The organism is Demequina pilifera (assembly GCF_048814985.1).
Classification (GTDB): domain Bacteria; phylum Actinomycetota; class Actinomycetes; order Actinomycetales; family Demequinaceae; genus Demequina.
In genome coordinates this window covers 374,807-393,519 of the sequence record NZ_JBMDTW010000003.1, presented here as the reverse complement: position 1 = coordinate 393,519, position 18,713 = coordinate 374,807, and the positions used below count along the sequence as shown (strand labels likewise).

General features: G+C 69.7%; 23 protein-coding genes. 8 read left to right on the top strand and 15 right to left on the bottom strand.

The window, feature by feature from the left end:
- Positions 1-13: 13 nt before the first annotated feature.
- Positions 14-625 (bottom strand): hypothetical protein, encoded by a 612-nt coding sequence (locus ACNI14_RS07250; protein WP_420519299.1) that lies wholly within the window; start codon positions 623-625, stop codon positions 14-16.
- Positions 626-682: 57 nt separating this feature from the next.
- Here ACNI14_RS07250 and ACNI14_RS07245 point away from each other — a divergent pair, with 57 nt between their 5' ends.
- Both ACNI14_RS07245 and ACNI14_RS07240 read left to right on the top strand, forming a co-directional pair.
- Entirely contained in the window at positions 683-1,570 is an 888-nt protein-coding gene (locus ACNI14_RS07245) for an iron-sulfur binding domain-containing protein (protein WP_420519298.1), read from the top strand.
- Positions 1,571-1,730: 160 nt separating this feature from the next.
- Entirely contained in the window at positions 1,731-2,240 is a 510-nt protein-coding gene (locus ACNI14_RS07240; RefSeq protein ID WP_420519297.1) for a thermonuclease family protein, read from the top strand.
- Positions 2,241-2,256: 16 nt separating this feature from the next.
- Here ACNI14_RS07240 and ACNI14_RS07235 read toward each other — a convergent pair whose 3' ends face one another.
- Both ACNI14_RS07235 and ACNI14_RS07230 read right to left on the bottom strand, forming a co-directional pair.
- Positions 2,257-3,273 (bottom strand): aldo/keto reductase, encoded by a 1,017-nt coding sequence (locus ACNI14_RS07235; protein ID WP_420519296.1) that lies wholly within the window; start codon positions 3,271-3,273, stop codon positions 2,257-2,259.
- A 205-nt stretch (positions 3,274-3,478) separates the two neighbouring features.
- The gene (locus ACNI14_RS07230; protein WP_420519295.1) at positions 3,479-6,061 is read right to left on the bottom strand and encodes an ATP-dependent Clp protease ATP-binding subunit; all 2,583 of its coding nucleotides are present in this window, start codon (positions 6,059-6,061) and stop codon (positions 3,479-3,481) included.
- A gap of 342 nt (positions 6,062-6,403) precedes the next feature.
- Here ACNI14_RS07230 and ACNI14_RS07225 point away from each other — a divergent pair, with 342 nt between their 5' ends.
- Together ACNI14_RS07225 and ACNI14_RS07220 are read left to right on the top strand one after the other, a co-directional pair.
- Entirely contained in the window at positions 6,404-7,012 is a 609-nt protein-coding gene (locus ACNI14_RS07225) for a hypothetical protein (RefSeq protein WP_420519294.1), read from the top strand.
- A complete protein-coding gene (locus tag ACNI14_RS07220) occupies positions 7,009-7,245 on the top strand; it encodes a helix-turn-helix domain-containing protein (protein ID WP_420519293.1) in 237 nt (78 codons plus the stop codon). The genes ACNI14_RS07225 and ACNI14_RS07220 overlap by 4 nt, the downstream gene beginning before the upstream one ends.
- A 123-nt stretch (positions 7,246-7,368) precedes the next feature.
- Here ACNI14_RS07220 and dtd read toward each other — a convergent pair whose 3' ends face one another.
- The 9 genes from dtd to ACNI14_RS07175 all read right to left on the bottom strand — a co-directional run bounded on the left by dtd (position 7,369) and on the right by ACNI14_RS07175 (position 12,551).
- Complete coding sequence (gene dtd, locus ACNI14_RS07215; RefSeq protein WP_420519292.1) at positions 7,369-7,794, bottom strand: D-aminoacyl-tRNA deacylase; 426 nt, start codon at positions 7,792-7,794, stop codon at positions 7,369-7,371.
- 14 nt (positions 7,795-7,808) lie between these two features.
- Positions 7,809-8,147 (bottom strand): DUF2516 family protein, encoded by a 339-nt coding sequence (locus ACNI14_RS07210; protein WP_420519291.1) that lies wholly within the window; start codon positions 8,145-8,147, stop codon positions 7,809-7,811.
- Positions 8,148-8,180: 33 nt separating this feature from the next.
- Positions 8,181-8,612: a type II toxin-antitoxin system VapC family toxin gene (locus ACNI14_RS07205; RefSeq protein ID WP_420519290.1), complete on the bottom strand. Its 432-nt coding sequence runs from the start codon at positions 8,610-8,612 to the stop codon at positions 8,181-8,183.
- A 3-nt stretch (positions 8,613-8,615) separates the two neighbouring features.
- The gene (locus tag ACNI14_RS07200; protein WP_420519289.1) at positions 8,616-8,876 is read right to left on the bottom strand and encodes a type II toxin-antitoxin system Phd/YefM family antitoxin; all 261 of its coding nucleotides are present in this window, start codon (positions 8,874-8,876) and stop codon (positions 8,616-8,618) included.
- An 80-nt stretch (positions 8,877-8,956) separates the two neighbouring features.
- Entirely contained in the window at positions 8,957-10,093 is a 1,137-nt protein-coding gene (gene ygfZ / locus ACNI14_RS07195) for a CAF17-like 4Fe-4S cluster assembly/insertion protein YgfZ (protein ID WP_420519287.1), read from the bottom strand.
- 41 nt (positions 10,094-10,134) lie between these two features.
- Positions 10,135-10,689 carry a heme-binding beta-barrel domain-containing protein gene (locus tag ACNI14_RS07190; RefSeq protein ID WP_420519286.1) on the bottom strand — a complete coding sequence of 185 codons (555 nt, stop codon included), beginning with the start codon at positions 10,687-10,689 and terminating at the stop codon, positions 10,135-10,137.
- Positions 10,690-10,863: 174 nt separating this feature from the next.
- Positions 10,864-11,304 carry a DUF4395 domain-containing protein gene (locus tag ACNI14_RS07185; protein ID WP_420519285.1) on the bottom strand — a complete coding sequence of 147 codons (441 nt, stop codon included), beginning with the start codon at positions 11,302-11,304 and terminating at the stop codon, positions 10,864-10,866.
- A 43-nt stretch (positions 11,305-11,347) separates the two neighbouring features.
- Positions 11,348-11,782 carry a TlpA family protein disulfide reductase gene (locus tag ACNI14_RS07180; protein ID WP_420519284.1) on the bottom strand — a complete coding sequence of 145 codons (435 nt, stop codon included), beginning with the start codon at positions 11,780-11,782 and terminating at the stop codon, positions 11,348-11,350.
- A 34-nt stretch (positions 11,783-11,816) separates the two neighbouring features.
- Complete coding sequence (locus tag ACNI14_RS07175; protein WP_420519281.1) at positions 11,817-12,551, bottom strand: hypothetical protein; 735 nt, start codon at positions 12,549-12,551, stop codon at positions 11,817-11,819.
- A 55-nt stretch (positions 12,552-12,606) separates the two neighbouring features.
- Here ACNI14_RS07175 and ACNI14_RS07170 point away from each other — a divergent pair, with 55 nt between their 5' ends.
- Positions 12,607-13,329 (top strand): winged helix family transcriptional regulator, encoded by a 723-nt coding sequence (locus ACNI14_RS07170; RefSeq protein ID WP_420519279.1) that lies wholly within the window; start codon positions 12,607-12,609, stop codon positions 13,327-13,329.
- Between the two features lie 5 nt (positions 13,330-13,334).
- Here ACNI14_RS07170 and nth read toward each other — a convergent pair whose 3' ends face one another.
- Positions 13,335-14,057 carry an endonuclease III gene (nth, locus tag ACNI14_RS07165; RefSeq protein ID WP_420519277.1) on the bottom strand — a complete coding sequence of 241 codons (723 nt, stop codon included), beginning with the start codon at positions 14,055-14,057 and terminating at the stop codon, positions 13,335-13,337.
- A gap of 101 nt (positions 14,058-14,158) precedes the next feature.
- Between nth and ACNI14_RS07160 the strand changes: the two genes are divergently transcribed.
- Together ACNI14_RS07160 and ACNI14_RS07155 are read left to right on the top strand one after the other, a co-directional pair.
- Positions 14,159-14,572 (top strand): hypothetical protein, encoded by a 414-nt coding sequence (locus ACNI14_RS07160; RefSeq protein WP_420519276.1) that lies wholly within the window; start codon positions 14,159-14,161, stop codon positions 14,570-14,572.
- Complete coding sequence (locus tag ACNI14_RS07155) at positions 14,565-15,257, top strand: Crp/Fnr family transcriptional regulator (protein WP_420519275.1); 693 nt, start codon at positions 14,565-14,567, stop codon at positions 15,255-15,257. The genes ACNI14_RS07160 and ACNI14_RS07155 overlap by 8 nt, the downstream gene beginning before the upstream one ends.
- Before the next feature lie 37 nt (positions 15,258-15,294).
- On the opposite strand, the gene ACNI14_RS07150 is transcribed toward ACNI14_RS07155, so the two are convergent.
- Both ACNI14_RS07150 and sp36 read right to left on the bottom strand, forming a co-directional pair.
- Positions 15,295-15,768, bottom strand: a complete 474-nt coding sequence (locus ACNI14_RS07150; protein ID WP_420519274.1) for a RidA family protein — start codon at positions 15,766-15,768, stop codon at positions 15,295-15,297.
- Positions 15,765-15,917: a Sp36 family protein gene (gene sp36 / locus ACNI14_RS07145; protein ID WP_419390442.1), complete on the bottom strand. Its 153-nt coding sequence runs from the start codon at positions 15,915-15,917 to the stop codon at positions 15,765-15,767. The genes ACNI14_RS07150 and sp36 overlap by 4 nt, the downstream gene beginning before the upstream one ends.
- A gap of 158 nt (positions 15,918-16,075) precedes the next feature.
- Here sp36 and ACNI14_RS07140 point away from each other — a divergent pair, with 158 nt between their 5' ends.
- The gene (locus ACNI14_RS07140; protein WP_420519273.1) at positions 16,076-18,712 is read left to right on the top strand and encodes a transglycosylase domain-containing protein; all 2,637 of its coding nucleotides are present in this window, start codon (positions 16,076-16,078) and stop codon (positions 18,710-18,712) included.
- Position 18,713: the final 1 nt, after the last annotated feature.

Genomic DNA, 18,713 nt, shown 5'->3' with positions numbered 1-18,713 from the left:
TGTCCGAGCCGCGTCAGCCTTCGACGAGTCGGAACTGCACCTCGGGCGCGGGCACTCCGCCGATCGCCACGGACGCCCAGTAGTAGCCGGGATCCGACTGCTCCTGGATGGGCTCGCACTGCTCGTTGACCCGCTGGCCGGCCCACGTGGCCTGCAGCGCCTCGTTGTCGCCGGGCTGCAGGACCCAGTCCGATTCGGGGAACGCGGGGTCGTCGGTGCACCACGTCGTCGAGTAGTAGATCTGCTCCCCCGATCGCACGCTCATGTCGGTGCCCTCGGTCGCGGTCGACAGACTGCAGGCGGTATCGCCGGTGTGCTCGAGCCCCAGATCAAAGGCGGGCATCGTCCCCACGGTGACCTCGGGGGGTGACGCCTCCAGCGTGAGGGTCAGGTCGTCTGCGGTGCACTCGCGGCTCGGATCGTCGGGGTCGACATCCTGTGCCTGGGGCGAGTTGGTGGACGTCGGCGAGGCGGCGGGCTCGCCGTCCTCGCCGCCGGCGAGGGTGGCGGAGATCAGGAACCACAGCAGGAGCACGAGCGCGACCAGGGCCGCGACGACGACGAGTCGCCGACGCCAGTAGACCGAGGGCGGCTGGTCACCGACGGGCTTGCGAAATCCGTCCATGGGAGGCTCCTTCCTGTCAGTCACGGTAGCCCCGCTGCGCGCTGGAACAATGAAGCCATGCCGAACCCGACCGATACCGCCATGGTCGACGCGGTCGTGGCCTGGTTCGACCGGGAGGCGCGCGAGCTGCCGTGGCGCGCTGAGGATCGCTCGCCGTGGGGCGTGCTCGTCTCCGAGGTGATGCTTCAGCAGACCCCCGTGTCCCGCGTCGCTCCGGTGTGGGAGCAGTGGATGGACAGGTGGCCCACCCCAGCGGACCTTGCCGACGCCCCGCAGGCGGAGGTGATCCGCGCGTGGGGTCGGCTCGGCTACCCGCGCCGCGCCATGCGGCTGCGCGAGTGCGCGCTCGCGCTCGTGGCCCAGCACGGTGGGGATGTGCCCCGCGACACCGAACAGCTGCGCGCGCTGCCCGGTATCGGCGAGTACACCGCGGCGGCCGTGCGTGCCTTCGCCTTCGGCGAGCGCGACGTGGTGCTCGACACCAACGTGCGCCGCGTGATCGGCCGCGCCTGGCACGCCCGGCCACTTCCGGCCGCCCACCTCACGCGGCCCGAGCGCGCACACGCCGCGAGCCTGGTGCCGGAAGGGACCCAAGCATCGGCGCTGTGGAATGCGGGTGCGATGGAACTGGGTGCGCTCGTGTGCACGGCTCGCGCCCCGCGCTGCGGCGAATGCGTGCTGGAGTCTTCCTGTGCGTGGGTCGCGGCGGGCTCACCGGGTCTGGACGAGGCCCCGCGGCGCACCCAGGCGTGGCACGGCACCGATCGCCAGGTGCGGGGCCGAGTCATGGCCGTGCTGCGCGCCGCCGATTCCCCCGTGACGGTCGGCGGGCACGCGGCGCTCGAGGACGTGGAGCCGGGTCAGCTGGACCGGTGCCTCGAGTCGCTGGTGGCCGATGGTCTCATCACCCTCGTATCCGAGGACCGTGGCGCCTACGCGCTGTGACCCGGCCCGCGCATCGGCCGTCTTGCTGGTCCCGTCCCGTGACCAGAGTAGGCAACTCAGGACTGCGCTTCGCGGCTTGCGACCGCCTCGAGGCACACCAGGCCTACCGAGCGGGCGCGACGTCGTGCTCCCGCACCCGGTGCGCTGACACACTGATCGGATGAACCCGTTGCCCGCCGCCCGCCGCGTGGTGATCGCTGCGGCCGCCGTGGTCGGGCTCGTGGCGTGCCAGGCGGCGTCGCCCGTGTCCACAGAGACCGACGGTCCGCCATCGGATCGGTCCTGGACGGTCACCCATGTCTACGACGGCGACTCCATGGAGGTGGAGCGGAGCGGCGCCGTCGAGGACGTGAGGGTGATCGGCATCGACACGCCCGAGCGGGGCGAGTGCGGTGCCGACGTCGCGCGCGAAGCGGCGCAGTCCCGGCTGCTCAACGTGGAGGTCGAGCTGGTCGCGGGAGCGCAGACGGACCGCGACGCGTACGGCAGGATGCTGCGCTACGTCGAGGTGGCAGGAGACGACTACGGTCTGGCGATGATCTCCGACGGTCTCGCGATCGCGCGATACGACTCGCGCACGGACCAGCCGCACGATCGCGAACAGCGCTACCGGGAGCTCGACGCCGCGGTCGAGCACATGTGCCCGGACTTCGACGACGCAGCCTCCTGAGCGCGCGTCGCGAAAACTACGCGCCGCGGTGGGTGCCGTGCACCGCGTGCGGCTCGATAGCCGCGATCTCCTCGTCGGTGAGCGCCGGGAAGTCGAGCGACGCGACAGTGTTGCGCAGCTGCTGCGCGCTCGAGGCTCCCACGAGGGCGGACGTGATGTGGTCGCCGCGCAGCACCCACTGGATCGCGAGCTGTGCGAGCGACTGCCCGCGCGCGGCCGCGATCTCGTTGAGCGCTCGCGTGCGGTCCAGATAGGTCTCGGACAGCTGGTTCTCGTTCAGGAACTGCGAGTGGGTGACGCGCGATCCCTCGGGCACGCCCTTCAGGTAGCGGTCGGTGAGCAGGCCCTGAGCGAGTGGCGAGAACACGATCGAGCCGACGCCTTCCGACTCGAGCGTGCCGATCAGCTCCTCTTCCGGCCCGCGCTCGTACATCGAGTACGAGAACTGGTGGATCAGCAGCGGCGTGCCGAGCTCGCGCAGGATGTCGATCGCGGCGCGCGTCGCGTCCGGGCCGTAGTTGGAGATGCCCGCGTACAGCGCCTTGCCCGAGCGCACCGCATAGTCGAGCGCCATCATCGACTCCTCGATGGGCGTGTCCGGGTCGGGGCGGTGGTGGTAGAAGACGTCGACGTAGTCGAGGCCCATGCGCGCCAGCGACTGGTCGAGAGATGCGAGCAGGTACTTGCGCGAGCCGAAGTCGCCATACGGTCCCGGCCACATGTCGTAGCCGGCCTTGGTCGAGATGATGATCTCGTCGCGGTACGGCGCCAGGTCCTGCGCGAAGATCCGCCCAAAGTTCTCCTCGGCGCTGCCAGGTGGCGGGCCGTAGTTGTTGGCGAGGTCGTAGTGCGTGACGCCCAGATCGAACGCGGTGCGCATGGTCTCGCGCATGACGTCTGCGTTACTGGCGCCGCCAAAGTTGTGCCACAGCCCCAGGCTCACTCCCGGCAGCCGCAGGCCCGACTTCCCGGAGCGGCGGTACTGCATGGAGTCGTAGCGGGTGGCGTCGGCGATGTACGGGTCGTGGCTCATACCTTCAGCCTACGGCCGATGCGCGGGCCGGCTCGGTCTGCGACGTCGCCGCACCTTCTCGCGCTGCGGCCTAGCAGGTGCTGAGTGCCCAAAATCTTGCCGAATGGGCACTCACGACCTTCCAGGGCGCATCAAGCGGACCTGAAACGCACGAAGACCCGGCCACCGCGAACGGGGACCGGGCCTTCGTGGCTAGGCGTGTGGGCTACTCGCCGGGCACGTGCTTGGTGGGGCCGTCGCCCTCGCCCTTGTCGTCGTCGGACGCCTCCTCGGAGCCGCCGCCGACCTTGACCTCGGGGTCGGTGGTGATGGGCTCACCCACGAGCTCGTCGCGGTCGATTCCCTCGAACGTGAACTCGCCGAGGATGCCCTCGCCCTGTGCGTCGACGCGGACGATCTGGCCGGACGTGACCTCGCCGAACAGGATCTTCTCGCTCAGCGGGTCCTCGAGCTCGCGCTGCAGGGCACGGCGCAGCGGACGCGCACCGAGCACAGGGTCGTAGCCCTTCTCGGCGAGCAGACGCTTCGCAGCGGTCGTGAGCTCGATGCCCATGTCCTTGTCCTTCATGCGCTCGTCGAGCTGCGCGACCATGAGGTCCACGATCTGCACGATCTCGTCCTGCGTGAGCTGCGGGAAGACCACCACGTTGTCCACGCGGTTGAGGAACTCGGGCTTGAAGTGCTCCTTGAGCTTGCCGTTGACCAGCTTCACCATCTCGTCGTAGGTGTGGCCGGACTCCGACTGCACCGAGAAGCCAGTCGCCTGGCGGCGGGAGATCGTGTCCGCACCGAGGTTCGTGGTCATGATGATGATGGTGTTCTTGAAGTTGACCTCACGACCCTGGGCATCCGTCAGCTTGCCGTCCTCGAGGATCTGGAGCAGCGAGTTGAAGATGTCCGGGTGGGCCTTCTCGACCTCGTCGAACAGCACCACGGAGAACGGCTTGCGGCGCACCTTCTCGGTGAGCTGGCCGCCCTCTTCGAAGCCCACGTAGCCGGGGGGCGCTCCGAACAGGCGAGCCACGGTGTGCTTCTCGCCGTACTCGGACATGTCGAGCGAGATCAGCGCGTCCTCGTCGCCGAACAGGAACTCGGACAGCGCCTTGGCGAGCTCGGTCTTACCGACACCCGTGGGGCCGGCGAAGATGAACGAGCCTCCGGGGCGCTTGGGGTCCTTGAGTCCGGCGCGCGTGCGGCGGATCGACTGGGACAGCACCTTGATGGCCTGCTCCTGGCCGATGATCCGCTTGTGCAGCTCCGACTCCATGTGGAGCAGTCGCGAGGACTCGTCGGAGGAGACGCGGGTGACCGGCACGCCGGTGGACATCGCGAGGACCTCTGCGATCAGGTCCTCGTCCACGACGGCGGCGACGTCGAGGTCGCCCGACTTCCACGCCTCTTCCTTCTTCGAGCGCTCCTCGGACAGGCGGCGCTCGACGTCACGCAGGTTCGCGGCCTTCTCGAAGTCCTGCTCGTCGATCGCCGACTCCTTGTCGCGACGCACGTTCGCGATCTTGTCGTCCAGTTCGCGCAGCTCGGGCGGGCTCGTCATACGGCGGATGCGCAGGCGCGCCCCCGCCTCATCGATGAGGTCGATCGCCTTGTCCGGCAGGAACCGGTCGGAGATGTAGCGGTCCGCCATGGTGGCTGCGGCGACGATCGCCTCGTCGGTGATCGTCACACGGTGGAACGCCTCGTAGCGGTCGCGCAGGCCCTTGAGGATCTCAATGGCGTGGGCGAGCTCGGGCTCCGGCACCTGGATGGGCTGGAAGCGACGCTCGAGTGCGGGGTCCTTCTCGACGTGCTTGCGGTACTCGTCGAGAGTGGTCGCGCCGATGGTCTGCAGTTCACCGCGAGCCAGCATCGGCTTCAGGATCGAAGCCGCGTCGATCGCGCCCTCGGCGGCACCTGCACCCACGAGGGTGTGGATCTCGTCGATGAACAGGATGATGTCGCCGCGGGTGCGGATCTCCTTGAGGACCTTCTTGAGGCGCTCCTCGAAGTCACCGCGGTAGCGCGATCCGGCCACGAGCGAGCCGAGGTCGAGGGTGTAGAGGTGCTTGTCCTTGAGCGTCTCGGGCACGTCGCCGCGCACGATCGCCTGGGCGAGGCCCTCGACGACGGCGGTCTTGCCGACACCGGGCTCGCCGATCAGGACGGGGTTGTTCTTGGTGCGGCGCGAGAGGACCTGCATCACGCGCTCCTGGATCATCTCGCGCCCCACGACGGGGTCGAGCTTGCCCTCGCGCGCGGCCTGCGTGTAGTTGCGGCCGAACTGGTCGAGCACGGTGGATCCGGACGGGGTGCCCTCCTGGGGTCCGCCGGCGCCTGCGGTCGCGGGCTCCTTGCCCTCGTAGCCGCTCAGCAGCTGGATGACCTGCTGGCGGACTCCGCCGAGGTCCGCTCCGAGCTTGCCGAGCACCTGCGCTGCGACGCCTTCACCCTCGCGGATGAGGCCCAGCAGGATGTGCTCGGTGCCGATGTAATTGTGTCCCAGCTGCAGCGCCTCGCGCAGCGACAGCTCGAGGACCTTCTTGGCGCGGGGCGTGAAGGGGATGTGGCCGGAGGGGGCGTGCGAGCCCTCGCCGATGATCTCCTGGACCTGCTCGCGCACGCCGTTGAGGGAGATGTCCATGGCCTCGAGGGCCTTGGCGGCGACTCCCTCGCCCTCGCGGACAAGGCCGAGCAGGATGTGCTCCGTCCCGATGTAGTTGTGGTTGAGCATGCGCGCCTCTTCTTGGGCGAGCACCACCACGCGTCGGGCTCGATCGGTGAACCGTTCGAACATTTCATCCTCCTCGTATCGTCCGGCAGGGCCGGGTTCGCCGCAGTCTCCTGTGGCGTTGCGTCCAGGCTAACGAGGCGGCACGCGTGCTCATGCCCATGTTCGCCACCGGCGTGACGGCTGTGACCTACCCGTGACAGACGGCCGCTGCAAGGGAGGCGCTCCCGTGCGACCTCCAGTGGTCGTCACGCATGGAGCGCCGACCATACGTGAGGACGGCCGATGCGCGCGCGGCTTCCGCACTGACGATCACGGGTTCTGTCCGCGCGGAGGCGACGGCTTGCCATATCGACAGTCGTTACGTATCGTTTTTCGATAACAACGAAGATCGATATGGAGGTCCCGATGGACACCACCCCTGGACTCGACCGCTCGGACCGGATCGCCATGTACGCCGCCGCCGTCATGGCGGCCAGCGGCGCCGTGATCGCCATCACGGCGGCCGTCGAGCGGCTGCGCGAGGTCGCGCCCGGCCACGACATCCCCGTCACCGTTCCGCTCGACGGCGAGACGGCGCCCCTGCCGCTCGGCCCTGACGGCGCCGCGGTCACCGCCACCGTGGAGACTGCCACGGTGGTGGTGCCCGACCCGGCGCCGGCGACCATGTTCGCGCTCTGGGCAGAGCCGATCTGGGCCGCGCTCGCCATCTGCGCCGGCCTGGTGATCGCGGTCCTCTTCTTTCTGCGGCTCGCTCGCGGCCGCGCTTTCACCCGCGGTGCCTCGAGGCTCGCGTACACCGGTGCGGGCGTGATCGCGGTCGGATGGGTCGGCGACAGGCTGTGGTCGAACATGACCACCAACGGTGCGATGTCGGCGATCAGCGACTACACCTACGGGGTGGCGATATTCGAGGCGAGCCTGGTCCCGCTGCTCGCGATCCTCGTCGTCGGCGCGATCGGCGCGGCACTCCACGTGGGCGAGAAGCTCCAGCGCGAGACCGAGGGCCTCGTATGAGTCCCGCCGAATCCGATGCCGAGGGCACCGGTATCCACTGCCGACTCGACGAGCTGCTCGAGGCGCGAGCCATGACCCTGACCGAGCTCAGCGCGCGCGTGGGTGTGTCCGTCGTCAACCTCTCCGTGCTCAAGAACGACCGCGCCCGAGCGATTCGGTACTCGACCCTCGCGGCCATCTGCGACGTGCTCGAGTGCGAGGTCGGCGACCTGTTGGTGCGCGCTCACGACTGACCTCCGCGGCGCGTGTGGCTTCCGGACGGGTGCATCGGCCATCAGCCCGTGGGGACGATGCGCGCGCGGCTTCCGCACTGACGCTCTACTCGACCACCCGTGCGGAAGCAACGACGGGGCGGCCTAAGCCTCGACGATGATCGTGATCGGCCCGTCATTGACGAGCTCGACGTCCATCATCGCGCCGAACACGCCGGTCCCCACGGTCAGCCCGCGCTCGCGCAGGGCCTCGACGACAGCGTCCACCAGCGGCTCGGCGATGGGCCCGGGGGCCGCGCCGTTCCACGACGGCCGCCGGCCCTTGCGCACGTCCGCATACAGCGTGAACTGCGACACCACGATGATGGGGGCATCCACATCGGAGGCGGACCGCTCGTCGTCGAGGATCCGCAGCTCCGCGATCTTGCGCGCGATGGTCGCGACCTGCTCCGGCCCGTCGTCGTGGGTCGCGCCCACGAGGGCCACGATTCCCTGGGCGTCGAACGACGCCGTCACGTCGCCCTCGACCGTCACCGAGGCGCGCTTGGCGCGCTGAAGGACTGCGCGCATCGGCCGCTCGCGCCTTACCAGCCGCCGGACGAGCCGCGCGACCCGCCGGAACTGGGGCTCGCGCCGGACACCTTGGGGCGCACGTCCACGAAGTAGTAGATGACCGCGATCACGGCCGCGATCCCGAGGAATCCGATGATCCCGCCGCCTCCGCCGAGCGGCCACGGCAGCGAGATGAACGCGATGAGCGCCGCGGCGCCGAGGATCACGAGCCACAGCGCCTTGGACTTCTTGCCCGCATTGACGTAGGCGGAGTCGGGGTACTTCACCGCGTCGATGAACGCCCAGACGGCGGCGACGAGGGCGACCACGGAGATCACCAGGATGATCATGGCCTGCAGGGTGTCGAACATCGGTCCTCCGGCGACGGATACGGGGTCGGGTGCTCAGGCCAGTGTAGGCGGCAGCACGGTGAGCCCCTCCGCGCTCGCGGCGGCCGCGAGCCGCCGGTCCCACGCCGCGAAGATCGGCTTGGCGTCGGCGAGCAGGAGCGCGCTCGCAAGGTGCAGCGCGTCGCCGGCACGCAGCGGCCTGCGGTCGGCGAGGTCGCCCGCGTGCGTGGCCAGTGCGGCCGTGACCTCGACCGCCGCGAGCGACGGCCACAGCTCCTTCCAGCGGTCGCGCGCCTGCGCGGCAGGCGCGGCGTCGATCCGGCCGATGCGCTCGGCGGCGGCGAGCACGCTCCTCACCTCGGCGTCGGCGATGCGGGAGGTGACCAGCGCATCGGCGTGCTTCCACAGCCCCACCGCGAGGGGAGTGCCGGTCTCGAGCACGCACAGCTTCACGAGCGCCGACGTGTCCATGTAGACGAGCGCCACGCCCTACCTCCGCATGCGGCCGAGCAGGCTCGACAGCGCGTCCTTGGCGGCCTCCGCCTGCGGCACGCGCGGGACTGCTCGCGCGGCGGCGGGGAGGGCGATGAGTCCGTCCGCCTCGAGCCGGGTCAGCAGGTCCGTGGACTCCACTCCGGTGAGGCGGGCGACGGGAACGCCGTCGTCAGTGATGATGACGGTCTCGCCGTCCTTGGCGGCGTCGAGGGCCGTCTTCACGCCCGAGCCGAGTTCAGTGACCGAGATCTCCACGCCGTTCACGCTACCCCCGTCTCACGATCCGGGCTGGGTGGCGCGCCTGCGCGGTGGGCACGGCCGATGCGGGGGCCGGCTCAGGACATGTCGCCGCCGTCGGCGGCGCACCCCTTGCCCATCATCAGCCCGCGCATGGTGGGGCCGGGCCGATCGGGGCGGTCGGAGGAGAACCCGTCCGCGTTCACGATGAGCTCCTGGCTCGCCGCGAGGGGGCCGCCATCGGACGGCACCATCAGTTCGAGGGAGGGGTCGACGGATCGCTTGAGCATCGCGAGGGCGATCGGTCCGTCCTCGTGGTGTCGCGCCACCGAGGTGATGCGGCCCACGGTGGTCTCGCCGTTCATCACGGGCGCGCCCAGTTCGGGGAGTGAGTGCCCCGAGCCGTCGAGGTGGAGCATGGTGAACCTGCGCGGCGGCCTGCCGACGTTGTGCACCTTCGCCACCGTCTCCTGGCCGCGGTAGCAGCCCTTGTGGAGGTGGACCGCGGTGCGCAGCCAGTCGAGCTCGTGGGGAAGGGTGGTCTCGTCGACCTCGTGGCTCGCGCGGGGTCGGTGAGCGGCGATGCGGGCCGCCTCCGTCGCCCACGTGCCCACGAGCGACCAGCCCGCGTCGAGGCGCTCGTCGATCTCCGCCTCGAGCGTCTCGCGGGGGACGAGCACCAGCCGCCACGCGCGGTCGGCGCCTGGGTGAGGCGCGTCGGGATCGGCCGCGTAGGTGGTGCCGCCGGCAGCGACCCCGGGCCACGGGTCCACCCACGTGGGCGGCTCTCCGGCGGCGGCGGGGGCGCGCACGGCCTCGCCGATCGCCGCGTACTCGTTCGTGGCGTCGGTCACCTCGACGCGCAGCATGAACTTCATGCGCTCGAGGAAGGTGGCGAGCGCGGGGGCCGTCTCGGTGATGAGCCAGGTGGTCTCGCCGTCGTCGACCACTCCCGCGACGTGCTCGATCCGGCCCTGGGGGGACAGGATCATGGTCTCGCTCGAGAAGCCGGGGGCGAGGGTGCCGAGGGCCTGGGTGGTGAGGGAGTCGAGCCACGTGAGCCGGTCCGGGCCGGTGACGGTGACGATTCCCAGATGAGACTGGTCGGCGACCGCGCGGCCTGCGGCCAGGGCGCGCTGCTCGGCGACCGGGTCGCCGTAGTGGTGCGCGACCCCCGCATCGGCTCCTGAATCGTCGACCGCGCCGTGGCGCGAGAGCAGAGGTGAGGCAGTCATGCCGGTGGAACGTGTGGGACCCATCAGTGATTCCGCGCGGCTCAGGAGTCGGCGTCGGCCGCGGGGTCGTCGACCCGCGACAGCCGTGCGGACATATAGGACTGCAGGTCCTGGCCGAAGGCCGCGAGGTCCCACGCCCACATCAGCTCTCCGCCGACGTTGCCGTACATGCGGGTGGCGCCGCGCACCTCGGGCCCGGACTCGGTCGCGGCCGCGAATCGCGAGGCGAGATCGATCCGTCCGTTCCCCACCGCCCCCAGGTAGCACGTGAGCAGGCCGGAGGCATCGGACAGCACCACCTCGATCGGGTGCTGGAAGTCTTGCAGTTCGACGCCTTCCGGCGCCTGCGGCGAGACCCTCCAAAAGCCGGACTCGACGGCCCAGACCTGGCCAGGCTGCGCATCGGCCCCGCGCAGGCGCACGGTGGAGGAGTACGTGAGATACGGGCCGCCGTCGTGATCGAAGACCACGTCCTGCACGATCTCGGCCTGCGGGATGCCCGGGTAGTCGACCTCGCCGTGGCCGGTCCAGCGGCCCAAGAGCCACGCGAGCGGATAGACCTCGGGTGCCAGGTCGTCGGGGATGACGAAAGTCACTTCTTGGGGCTCCGGAGCAGACGCCAGGCGATGATTCCGGCGATCCACGCGGTGGCGCCGAAGCCCAGCACTGCGAGAGCGGTGAACGCGATCTCGAGACCAGTCATAGTGCCGGAGTCTACCCGCGGCCCAGGCGTGCGGGCACGTCCGGGGTGAGAGGCCGAGCGGGTCCCGTCAGGCGGCGCGGGTGGTCGTTCGCTTGAGGAGGAGATAGATCTCGCACCCCAGGCAGAAGCCGAACACGGCGTTCAGGAAGGACGCGACCGTCACCAGTGCCGCGAACACGTAGAACCCGGCGGCGATGCCGAGCAGCCCGAGCACCAGCGCGGCGGCGGACATCGCCAGGCCCATCTGCTGCGCGAAGCGCGGCGGGCGGAAGGACTCGGTCTCCGCGGGCGGGCCGATGCGCGGCCGGACCAGCCGCTTGAACAGCCACGACTGGAGGGTCGCCTGGGGGCCCACGGTGGCTCCGGGGATGAACATGAGCGTGAGCACGCCGATCGCGACGTAGCCGGCCGGGCCGGCGCCGAGCACGAGCGCGATCAGGGCCACGGCGAGCGTGATCGCAGCGCCGAATCGATATCCGCGCGGGTCGATGCGGGTGTCCTGGGGCATGGTTCCTCCTGGGGAGCGTTCCTGGGGAGAGTGTAGGCGTGGCCTAGATGGAGTAATCGGTGCCGGCGCTGGGAACCGCCGCGAGCGCGGCCTCGGCCTGCTCGCGTGTGGGCGGGCCATCCATGCGGGCCACCACCATTCCGTCACTGTCCAATACGAGAGTGGTGGGAGTGCGCATGATGGACAGCTCGCGCGCCAGGTCGAGCCGCTCGGAGGCGTCGATCTCGATGTGGGCGACGTTGCGGTGGCTGTCGGCGACCTCGCCGAGCAGCCGCGCGGTGCCGGGGCACTTGGCGCACATGGGGGTGGAGAACTGCACGAATGTCGCCCCGTAGCCACGCTTGGCCCCGAGCGTCTCGGAGGACAACGCGCCGTCTCGGTGCATCTCGCGCACGCGTCCCTGGCGGCGCTGCCACCACCAGTAGCCGGCGCTCGCGACCGCGAGCACTGCCACGATGATGAGGATTCTCTCGAGCACGACTGTGGCCTTCCTGGGGCTGCCGGGTGGGGGGCTATCCGACGAGCAGGCGCCCGCCGAGGTACACCAGCACCCCGGCGACCAGAACAGGCGTGATGCCCGATGCTATTCCCGCCCACGGGTTGCGCGGCCGGGGCTCTCGTCGGTAGAGCTCCGCGAGCAGCACCACTGAGGCGCCTGACGCGAGCCCCACCAGGATGCCGCCGTACCAAGGGATCGACTCGAAGAGGTAGCCCATGCCGAACCCGGCTGCACCGCCAAGGACCAGCGCAGCGACGGTGTTGACCGTGGGGTGGTGCGTGAGGATCGACGCGAGGGCCGCGACGGCGAGCGTCACGGCACCCGACACGACCAGGTCCTCCGCTCCTGGCGCCCGGCTGGAGGCGATCCAGGCGGCGCCGGAGGCCGCCACCGCACCGCCCGATGCGGTGGCAGCGACGGACGTGACGGCACGGCCGGGCGCTGAGGGGAAGGCCACCTCCGCGAGCAGAGACGCGATCACGATGGCAGCCAACGCCACGACCATGTAGCGCAGGTAGGGCTCGTTGCGCCCCAGCAGCACCGCGATCAGGGCGGTGATGCCCCCCAGCCCGATGATCGTCGTGCTCACCCAGTGGCGGGACACGCGGGTCAGCACGGGCCAGCCGATGGCGAGCGCCACCATCATGCTCATCGCGCCGATCGCGAGGTAGCCCGTACCGAGGTAGCCGGCAGCGGCGACCACCGAGGCGGCGACGGCGGTGATCGTCGCCCTGGTGGTCGGATTCATGGGCGTTAGTGTCTCACTGTTCGCGCCGCTACAGTAAAGGCCACCGGAGGTGGCAATGGCAGACCTGCTCGTCCTGACCCCGTCTGAAGACGGGTCTGCTGATGTCCTGCCTGCACTCGGACTGCTGTCGCACCGCATCCGGGTGCTCCCCCCGGAGCCGTCCGCGATGCTCGACGCCATGGACGCGGACGTGATCATCGTCGACGGCCGCCACGACCTCGCCGAGGCCCGCAACAACTGCCGGCTGGTGCAGGTGACCGGGATCTCGGTGCCGCTGCTGCTCGTGCTGCGCGAGGGGGGCATGTCGATCGTGAACGCCGACTGGGGTGCCGACGATGTGGTGCTCACGGATGCCTCGCCGCCCGAGGTGGAGGCGCGGATCCGGCTGATGGTGAGCCGCGCGAACCGGGAGGACCCCCTCGACAAGGCCGCCGAGTTCAGCTCGGGAGACCTCAACGTCGACGTGGGCGGCTATACGGCCCGTCTCAAGGGTGTGCCCCTGGACCTCACGTACAAGGAGTTCGAGCTCCTGAAGTACCTGATGCAGCACCCCGGCCGCGTCTACACGCGCGACCAGCTGCTGCAGGAGGTGTGGGGCTTCGACTACTACGGCGGCACGCGCACGGTGGACGTCCACGTGCGGCGCCTGCGCGCCAAGCTCGGCCCCGAGCACGAGCACCTGATCGGCACGGTGCGCAATGTGGGCTACCGGTTCGACCCGCCTGTTCCCAAGGCGCCGGTCGCCGCGCCAGAGGACAGCGAGGAAGCTGCCCACTAGCCGACCTAGTCGGCGGCGGTGCTCGCCTCGCGGTTGCGCACGGGCGTGCCCGGGGCGGTGGGACACAGCGCCGCGATCTCGCATGCCCCGCATTCGGGCTTGCGCGCCTTGCACCGACGCCGCCCGTGGAAGATCACGCGGTGCGACCACAGGGTCCATTCGCGGCGCTCGATGAGAGCCATCAGGTCGCGCTCGACGGCGATCGGGTCCTCGTTCGTCGTGAGCCCCAGGCGTCGCGCCAGCCGTCCCATGTGGGTGTCGACGGTGATGCCTGGGACGCCGAAGGCGTTGCCGAGCACCACGTTCGCCGTCTTGCGTCCCACCCCGCGCAGGGTGGTGAGATCGCTGAGGCGGCCGGGCACTTCGCCGTCGTAGCGCTCGACGATGTCGCGGCTCAGTCCCAGCAGCGACTCGGCCTTCGCGCGGTAGAAGCCGGTGGGGCGGATGAGCGTCTCGAGCTCGGTGCGATCGGCCGATGCGAGGGCCGCGGGGTCCTCGTAGCGCGCGAACAGTGCTGGGGTGACCTGGTTGACGCGAACATCGGTGCACTGCGCGCTCAGCACGGTCGCGACCAGCAGCTCGAACGGCGAGCGATAGTCGAGCTCGCAGTGCGCGTCGGGATACACCTCGGCGAGCGCACGGTTGATGGTGCGTGCGCGCCGAGTGAGCGCGACGGGGGGAGCCGCCATGTCCGCGCTGGCCACGGTGACGGGGGTGCGAGAGGCCATGGATTCACACTAGGCGACCCTCAAGGGGGCCAATGCGCGCGCCGATAGTCATGCTGTCGGAGCGCGCCAGCGCCCGCGCGAGGGCGATTCGGGAGGTGCGAGTGACGAACGGCGAAGTCGACGCTCACGTCGTCCAGCTCAGGCACCGGCGGCGGGAGATGAGGCTCGAGCTTGCGCGAGTGCGCTGGTGGCGGCGCATGGTGCGGGCCCGCACGGATCTCTCGGTCGCCAGGCTCGCGGACGTCTCTGAGCTCGAGACGCTCGGCCTCGACGATGCGTGGGAGGCCCTGGCGGCCGATGCCCCGACGCCGGTCGAGCTGTCTCAGGCGATCTGGCCCGAGCCCTCGACTGTGACGCCTAGGAGCGTCGAGTCGCTGGCCGCGCTCGATGCCCGGCTACAGTCGTACGAGGAACGTGTCAGCGAGAACCTGGAGACGGTGACGGCGCAGATGGTCAAAGCAATGGGCTCGGCCCACGCCACCGGCGCGCATAGCAGCGGGGGCGCCCATGGGTGAGTCACCCCGCGAGGAGCAGTTGCTGCGCAGTTCGCCGCTGTTCGGCGGGATGGACGGCGCGTCCGCGCGCTCGCTCATCACGATGATGAAGCGCCTCGAACTCGTCAAGGGCGACGTGCTCTTCAACGAGGGGGACGACGGCCACGCCCTGTACGTGATCGTCAAGGGCAAGGTCAAGATGGCCCGGACGGCGCGCGACGGTCGCGAGAACCTGCTGGGCCTGCTCGGCGTGGGCGACATGCTGGGCGAGCTGTCGGTGTTCGATCCGGGCCCCCGACTGTCTCGCGCGCATGCCGTCGAGGAGTCCGTCGTCTACGAGCTGCCCAAAGAGGTGCTCGACGTCTGGCTCGACGATCACCTCGAGATGTCCCGCCACCTCATGCGTGCGCTCGCGCAGCGCATCCGCCGAATCTCCAACACCATGGCGGACCTGGTGTTCTCGGACGTGCCGGGACGCGTCGCCAAGGCGATCCTCGACTTGGGCCACCGGTTCGGGCGGATGGAGCGCGGTCACGTCACCGTGCGCCACGGGCTCACCCAGGAGGAGTTGGCCCAGCTCGTGGGCGCGTCGCGAGAGACCGTCAACAAGGCGCTCGCGGATTTCGCGGCGCGCGGCTGGATCGACGTGCACATCGGCTCGGTCGAGGTCTTCGAGCCAGAGCGGCTGCGGGCGCGTTCGCGCTGATCTTCGGCGCGGTTGCGGCTTTTGGTCCGGGCGCCCGTCAGAGCGGACGCAGCTCGGCGATCAGTTCGATCTCGACCGGGGCCCCCAGTGGCAGCGCGGCGACTCCCACCGCGGCCCTGGCATGCCGGCCCGGCCCACCGAACACGTCCGCGAGGATGCCGCTGGCGCCATTCAGCACGGCCGACTGGCCGGTGAAGCCAGGCGCGGAGGCGACGAATCCCGTCATCTTGACGACGCCCAGCACATCGTCGATGCCGTCGGTCACGGAGGCGACCGCTGCGAGGGCGTTCAGGAGGGCGGCCCGCGCGCACTCGACCGCGCGCTCCGGCCCCACGTCCCCCGCCCGTTGCCCCACCACTCCGGTCGCGACGAGCTCGCCGTCGACGAGGGGGAGCTGCCCCGAGGTGTACACGAGGTCTCCGAAGCGGCGTGCTGGCGTGTAGGTGCCGACGGGAGTCGCGACCTGGGGGAGGGTGAGCCCCAGGTCTGCCAATCGCGCCGATGCGGTCATGACTTGGGGCGCTTCAGATATGCCACCAGGCCGCCAGTGGGGCCGGTCACGACCTGCACGAGCTCCCAGCCGTCCTCGCCCCACTGGTCGAGGATCTGCTTGGTCACGTGGTCGATCAGCGGTACGGTCGCGTATTCCCATGTCGTCATGTGACGAAGACTAACGCGCCTTCGTCGCAACGCTCCAGGGGGGTGGCACGTTGAGCATGGGACGTGTGTGCCTCGCACGCGGGACGTAAGGTTGGTGTATGGGTATCCTCTCTTCGAGTCGAGCGCGCCGTGACGGCCAAGTCACGGTGGTTCAGTTGATGGCTGCGCTCCTCATGTTCGTAGCCTTCTCCGTGATAGGCGGCTTCCTGATCGCCGGCATCGCGCTCCCCGTCGCCACCGTCGCCGGCTCGGCCGCGACCGGATCGGCGGAGCTCTTCGAGGACCTGCCTGACGACCTGGCGAATCCCCGCCTGCCACAGCAGTCGAACATCTACGCGCGCGACGGTGAGACGCTGCTTGCGACCTTCTACTCGCAGAACCGAGTGGTGGTGCCCCTCGAGGAGATCTCCCCGTGGATGCAGCGGGCCGTCGTCGCGATCGAGGACAAGCGGTTCTGGGAGCACAACGGCGTCGACGGCGAGGGTCTCGCCAGCGCGGCGTACAGGAACCTCACGACCCCCGAGAACCCCGGCGCCTCGACCCTCACGCAGCAGCTCGTGAAGAACACGCTGCTGCAGGCCGCGTTGAACGAGGACGACGAGGTGGCTCGGGAGACAGCGCTCGCCGAGGCCACCGAGGTCTCGATGGCCCGCAAGATCCGAGAGTGGCGCCTGGCCTTGGCGTTCGAGGAGAACCTCAACGCACAGCTCGGCACGGAGTGCACGGGCGAGGACCCCGCCGTCGACTGCGGCAAGGAAGAGGTGCTCCAGCAGTACCTCAACATCGCGCAGTTCGGCAGCAACATCTACGGCGTCGAGGCCGCGGCGCAGTACTACTTCTCGAAGCCCGCCAAGGAGCTCACCGCCCTCGAAGCCGCGACCATCGCCGGCATCACCCAGAACCCGACCCGGTGGGACCCGACCCGCACCTTCGAAGGTGAGGACGGCGTGGTCACCAACTACGAGAACACCGAGGTCCGGCGCGACAACGTGCTCGGCGAGATGTACGAGCAGGGCATGATCACCAGGGCGGAGTTCGACGAGTGGGAGGCCATCCCCGTCGACGAGACCCTGAACGTCTCGCAACCCAAGTTCTCGTGCGCGGCCGCCGAGGACGCCCCATTCTTCTGCGACTACGTCACCAAGGTCATCCGGTTCGACGAGGTCTTCAATTCCGACGGCGATTCCGGCTACGACCTGCTCCTCACCGGCGGGCTCAAGATCGTCACGACCCTCGACGTCAAGAAGCAGCGGATCGCGAACCAGGAGCTGCGCAACACCCTCCCGATCGACGACCCGTCCGGATTCGCGATGGCGATGGTGGCGTTGGACCCGGAGACCGGTGAGGTGCTGGCGATGGCCCAGAACCGCGAGTTCGACCCGGCGGCGGAGGCGGAGAACTCCACGTCGATCAACTACGCAGTGGACCGCCAGATGGGCGGTTCCCGAGGCTTCTCCCCCGGGTCGACCTTCAAGCCGATCATCCTGGCCGAGTGGCTCAACACCGGCCATTCGCTGCGACAGTTCGTGTCGGGAGCCAAGCGCGAGTGGGAGGGCGACGACTGGACCGCATCGTGCCTCGGTGACGGGCCGCTCTACTCGGGCACGTGGGAGCCGGGCAACGTCGGCGGCACCGGCGCCGGGCAGATGTCCGTGCTGCAGGCGACGGCGAACTCGGTGAACACGGCCTACGTGGCGATGTCGAGTCAGCTCGACCTGTGCGACATCGGCTCCATGGCGGAGCGGCTCGGGTACGAGCGCGCCGACGGGCAGCCGTACGAGCCCGTGCCGTCATCGGTGCTGGGCTCGCAGAACGCCTCCCCCCTGGCCATGGCCGAGGTGATCCAGACCTTCGCCAACGAGGGCATTCGTTGCGAGCCGCGGGCGATTCTGTCGATCACGCAGCCGGACGGCACCGAGGTGCCCGTGCCGCAGGAGGACTGCCGCCAGGCGATCGACGCCGAGGTGGCGAACGGCGTGACCTACGCGATGCAGGAGGTCATGACCAGCGGATCGGGGCAGTGGACGCAGCTCGACGGCCGCCCGTCCGCAGGAAAGACCGGAACGTCGCAGCAGAACGCGCACACCTGGTTCGCCGGGTTCACCCCGCAGCTGGCCTCGGTCTTCTGGCTGGGCCACCCCGACCGCGACGTGCCGCAGCAGGACATGACTATCGGCGGCCGCTACGAGGCGTACTTCTATGGCTCCACCCTGGCGGCGCCCACGTGGGAGGCGTTCATGGAGCGCTCACTCGAGGGCGCCGAGGTGCTCGACTTCCCGGACGTCTCGTCCGACATGTTGGATGGCGTGCCGGTGCGGGTTCCGGATCTGCGGGGTCGCACCGAGAGCTCTGCACGCTTCGTGGCGAACGAGGCCGGCTTCGTCTTCCGAGTCTCCGAGCAGCGGGTGTTCTCGAACCAGTACGAGGCGGGAACCGTCGCAGCGCAGTCGCCTCGTTCCGGCAGCACGATGACGCCGGGCGGCACGATGACCGTGTACATCGCCACCGATTCCTACCCGAACTGGTGGTACAACTGGCCGGACGGTTGGGACCGGAGCGAGGCCCCGGACGACTACTGGGGCTCGACCTGGCCGCCGGCGGAGTTCGAGTCGAACCCGCCCAGCGGCTGGGAGCGTCAGTGCACGGGCAACGACCCCTTCAACGAGGACACGAACGAGCCCTGCCCCGGATTCGACGAGGACGGCGACCGGATCGATGAGGACGACGACGAGGACAACGGCGGTGGCAACGGAAACGGCAACGGCAATGGCCGCGGCGACGACGATGACGACTGAG

What these genes read in the sequence shown, in the direction of transcription:
- ACNI14_RS07240 (WP_420519297.1), top strand. Translation starts at nt 1,731, where the DNA reads ATGAACCCGTTGCCCGCCGCCCGCCGCGTGGTGATCGCTGCGGCCGCC.
- ACNI14_RS07185 (WP_420519285.1), bottom strand. Translation starts at nt 11,304, where the DNA reads ATGCCCCAGGACACCCGCATCGACCCGCGCGGATATCGATTCGGCGCT.
- ACNI14_RS07250 (WP_420519299.1), bottom strand. Translation starts at nt 625, where the DNA reads ATGGACGGATTTCGCAAGCCCGTCGGTGACCAGCCGCCCTCGGTCTAC.
- ACNI14_RS07230 (WP_420519295.1), bottom strand. Translation starts at nt 6,061, where the DNA reads ATGTTCGAACGGTTCACCGATCGAGCCCGACGCGTGGTGGTGCTCGCC.
- ACNI14_RS07225 (WP_420519294.1), top strand. Translation starts at nt 6,404, where the DNA reads ATGGACACCACCCCTGGACTCGACCGCTCGGACCGGATCGCCATGTAC.
- ACNI14_RS07220 (WP_420519293.1), top strand. Translation starts at nt 7,009, where the DNA reads ATGAGTCCCGCCGAATCCGATGCCGAGGGCACCGGTATCCACTGCCGA.
- ygfZ (WP_420519287.1), bottom strand. Translation starts at nt 10,093, where the DNA reads ATGACTGCCTCACCTCTGCTCTCGCGCCACGGCGCGGTCGACGATTCA.
- nth (WP_420519277.1), bottom strand. Translation starts at nt 14,057, where the DNA reads ATGGCCTCTCGCACCCCCGTCACCGTGGCCAGCGCGGACATGGCGGCT.
- ACNI14_RS07170 (WP_420519279.1), top strand. Translation starts at nt 12,607, where the DNA reads ATGGCAGACCTGCTCGTCCTGACCCCGTCTGAAGACGGGTCTGCTGAT.
- ACNI14_RS07245 (WP_420519298.1), top strand. Translation starts at nt 683, where the DNA reads ATGCCGAACCCGACCGATACCGCCATGGTCGACGCGGTCGTGGCCTGG.
- ACNI14_RS07175 (WP_420519281.1), bottom strand. Translation starts at nt 12,551, where the DNA reads ATGAATCCGACCACCAGGGCGACGATCACCGCCGTCGCCGCCTCGGTG.
- sp36 (WP_419390442.1), bottom strand. Translation starts at nt 15,917, where the DNA reads ATGACGACATGGGAATACGCGACCGTACCGCTGATCGACCACGTGACC.
- ACNI14_RS07210 (WP_420519291.1), bottom strand. Translation starts at nt 8,147, where the DNA reads ATGTTCGACACCCTGCAGGCCATGATCATCCTGGTGATCTCCGTGGTC.
- dtd (WP_420519292.1), bottom strand. Translation starts at nt 7,794, where the DNA reads ATGCGCGCAGTCCTTCAGCGCGCCAAGCGCGCCTCGGTGACGGTCGAG.
- ACNI14_RS07150 (WP_420519274.1), bottom strand. Translation starts at nt 15,768, where the DNA reads ATGACCGCATCGGCGCGATTGGCAGACCTGGGGCTCACCCTCCCCCAG.
- ACNI14_RS07235 (WP_420519296.1), bottom strand. Translation starts at nt 3,273, where the DNA reads ATGAGCCACGACCCGTACATCGCCGACGCCACCCGCTACGACTCCATG.
- ACNI14_RS07140 (WP_420519273.1), top strand. Translation starts at nt 16,076, where the DNA reads ATGGCTGCGCTCCTCATGTTCGTAGCCTTCTCCGTGATAGGCGGCTTC.
- ACNI14_RS07155 (WP_420519275.1), top strand. Translation starts at nt 14,565, where the DNA reads ATGGGTGAGTCACCCCGCGAGGAGCAGTTGCTGCGCAGTTCGCCGCTG.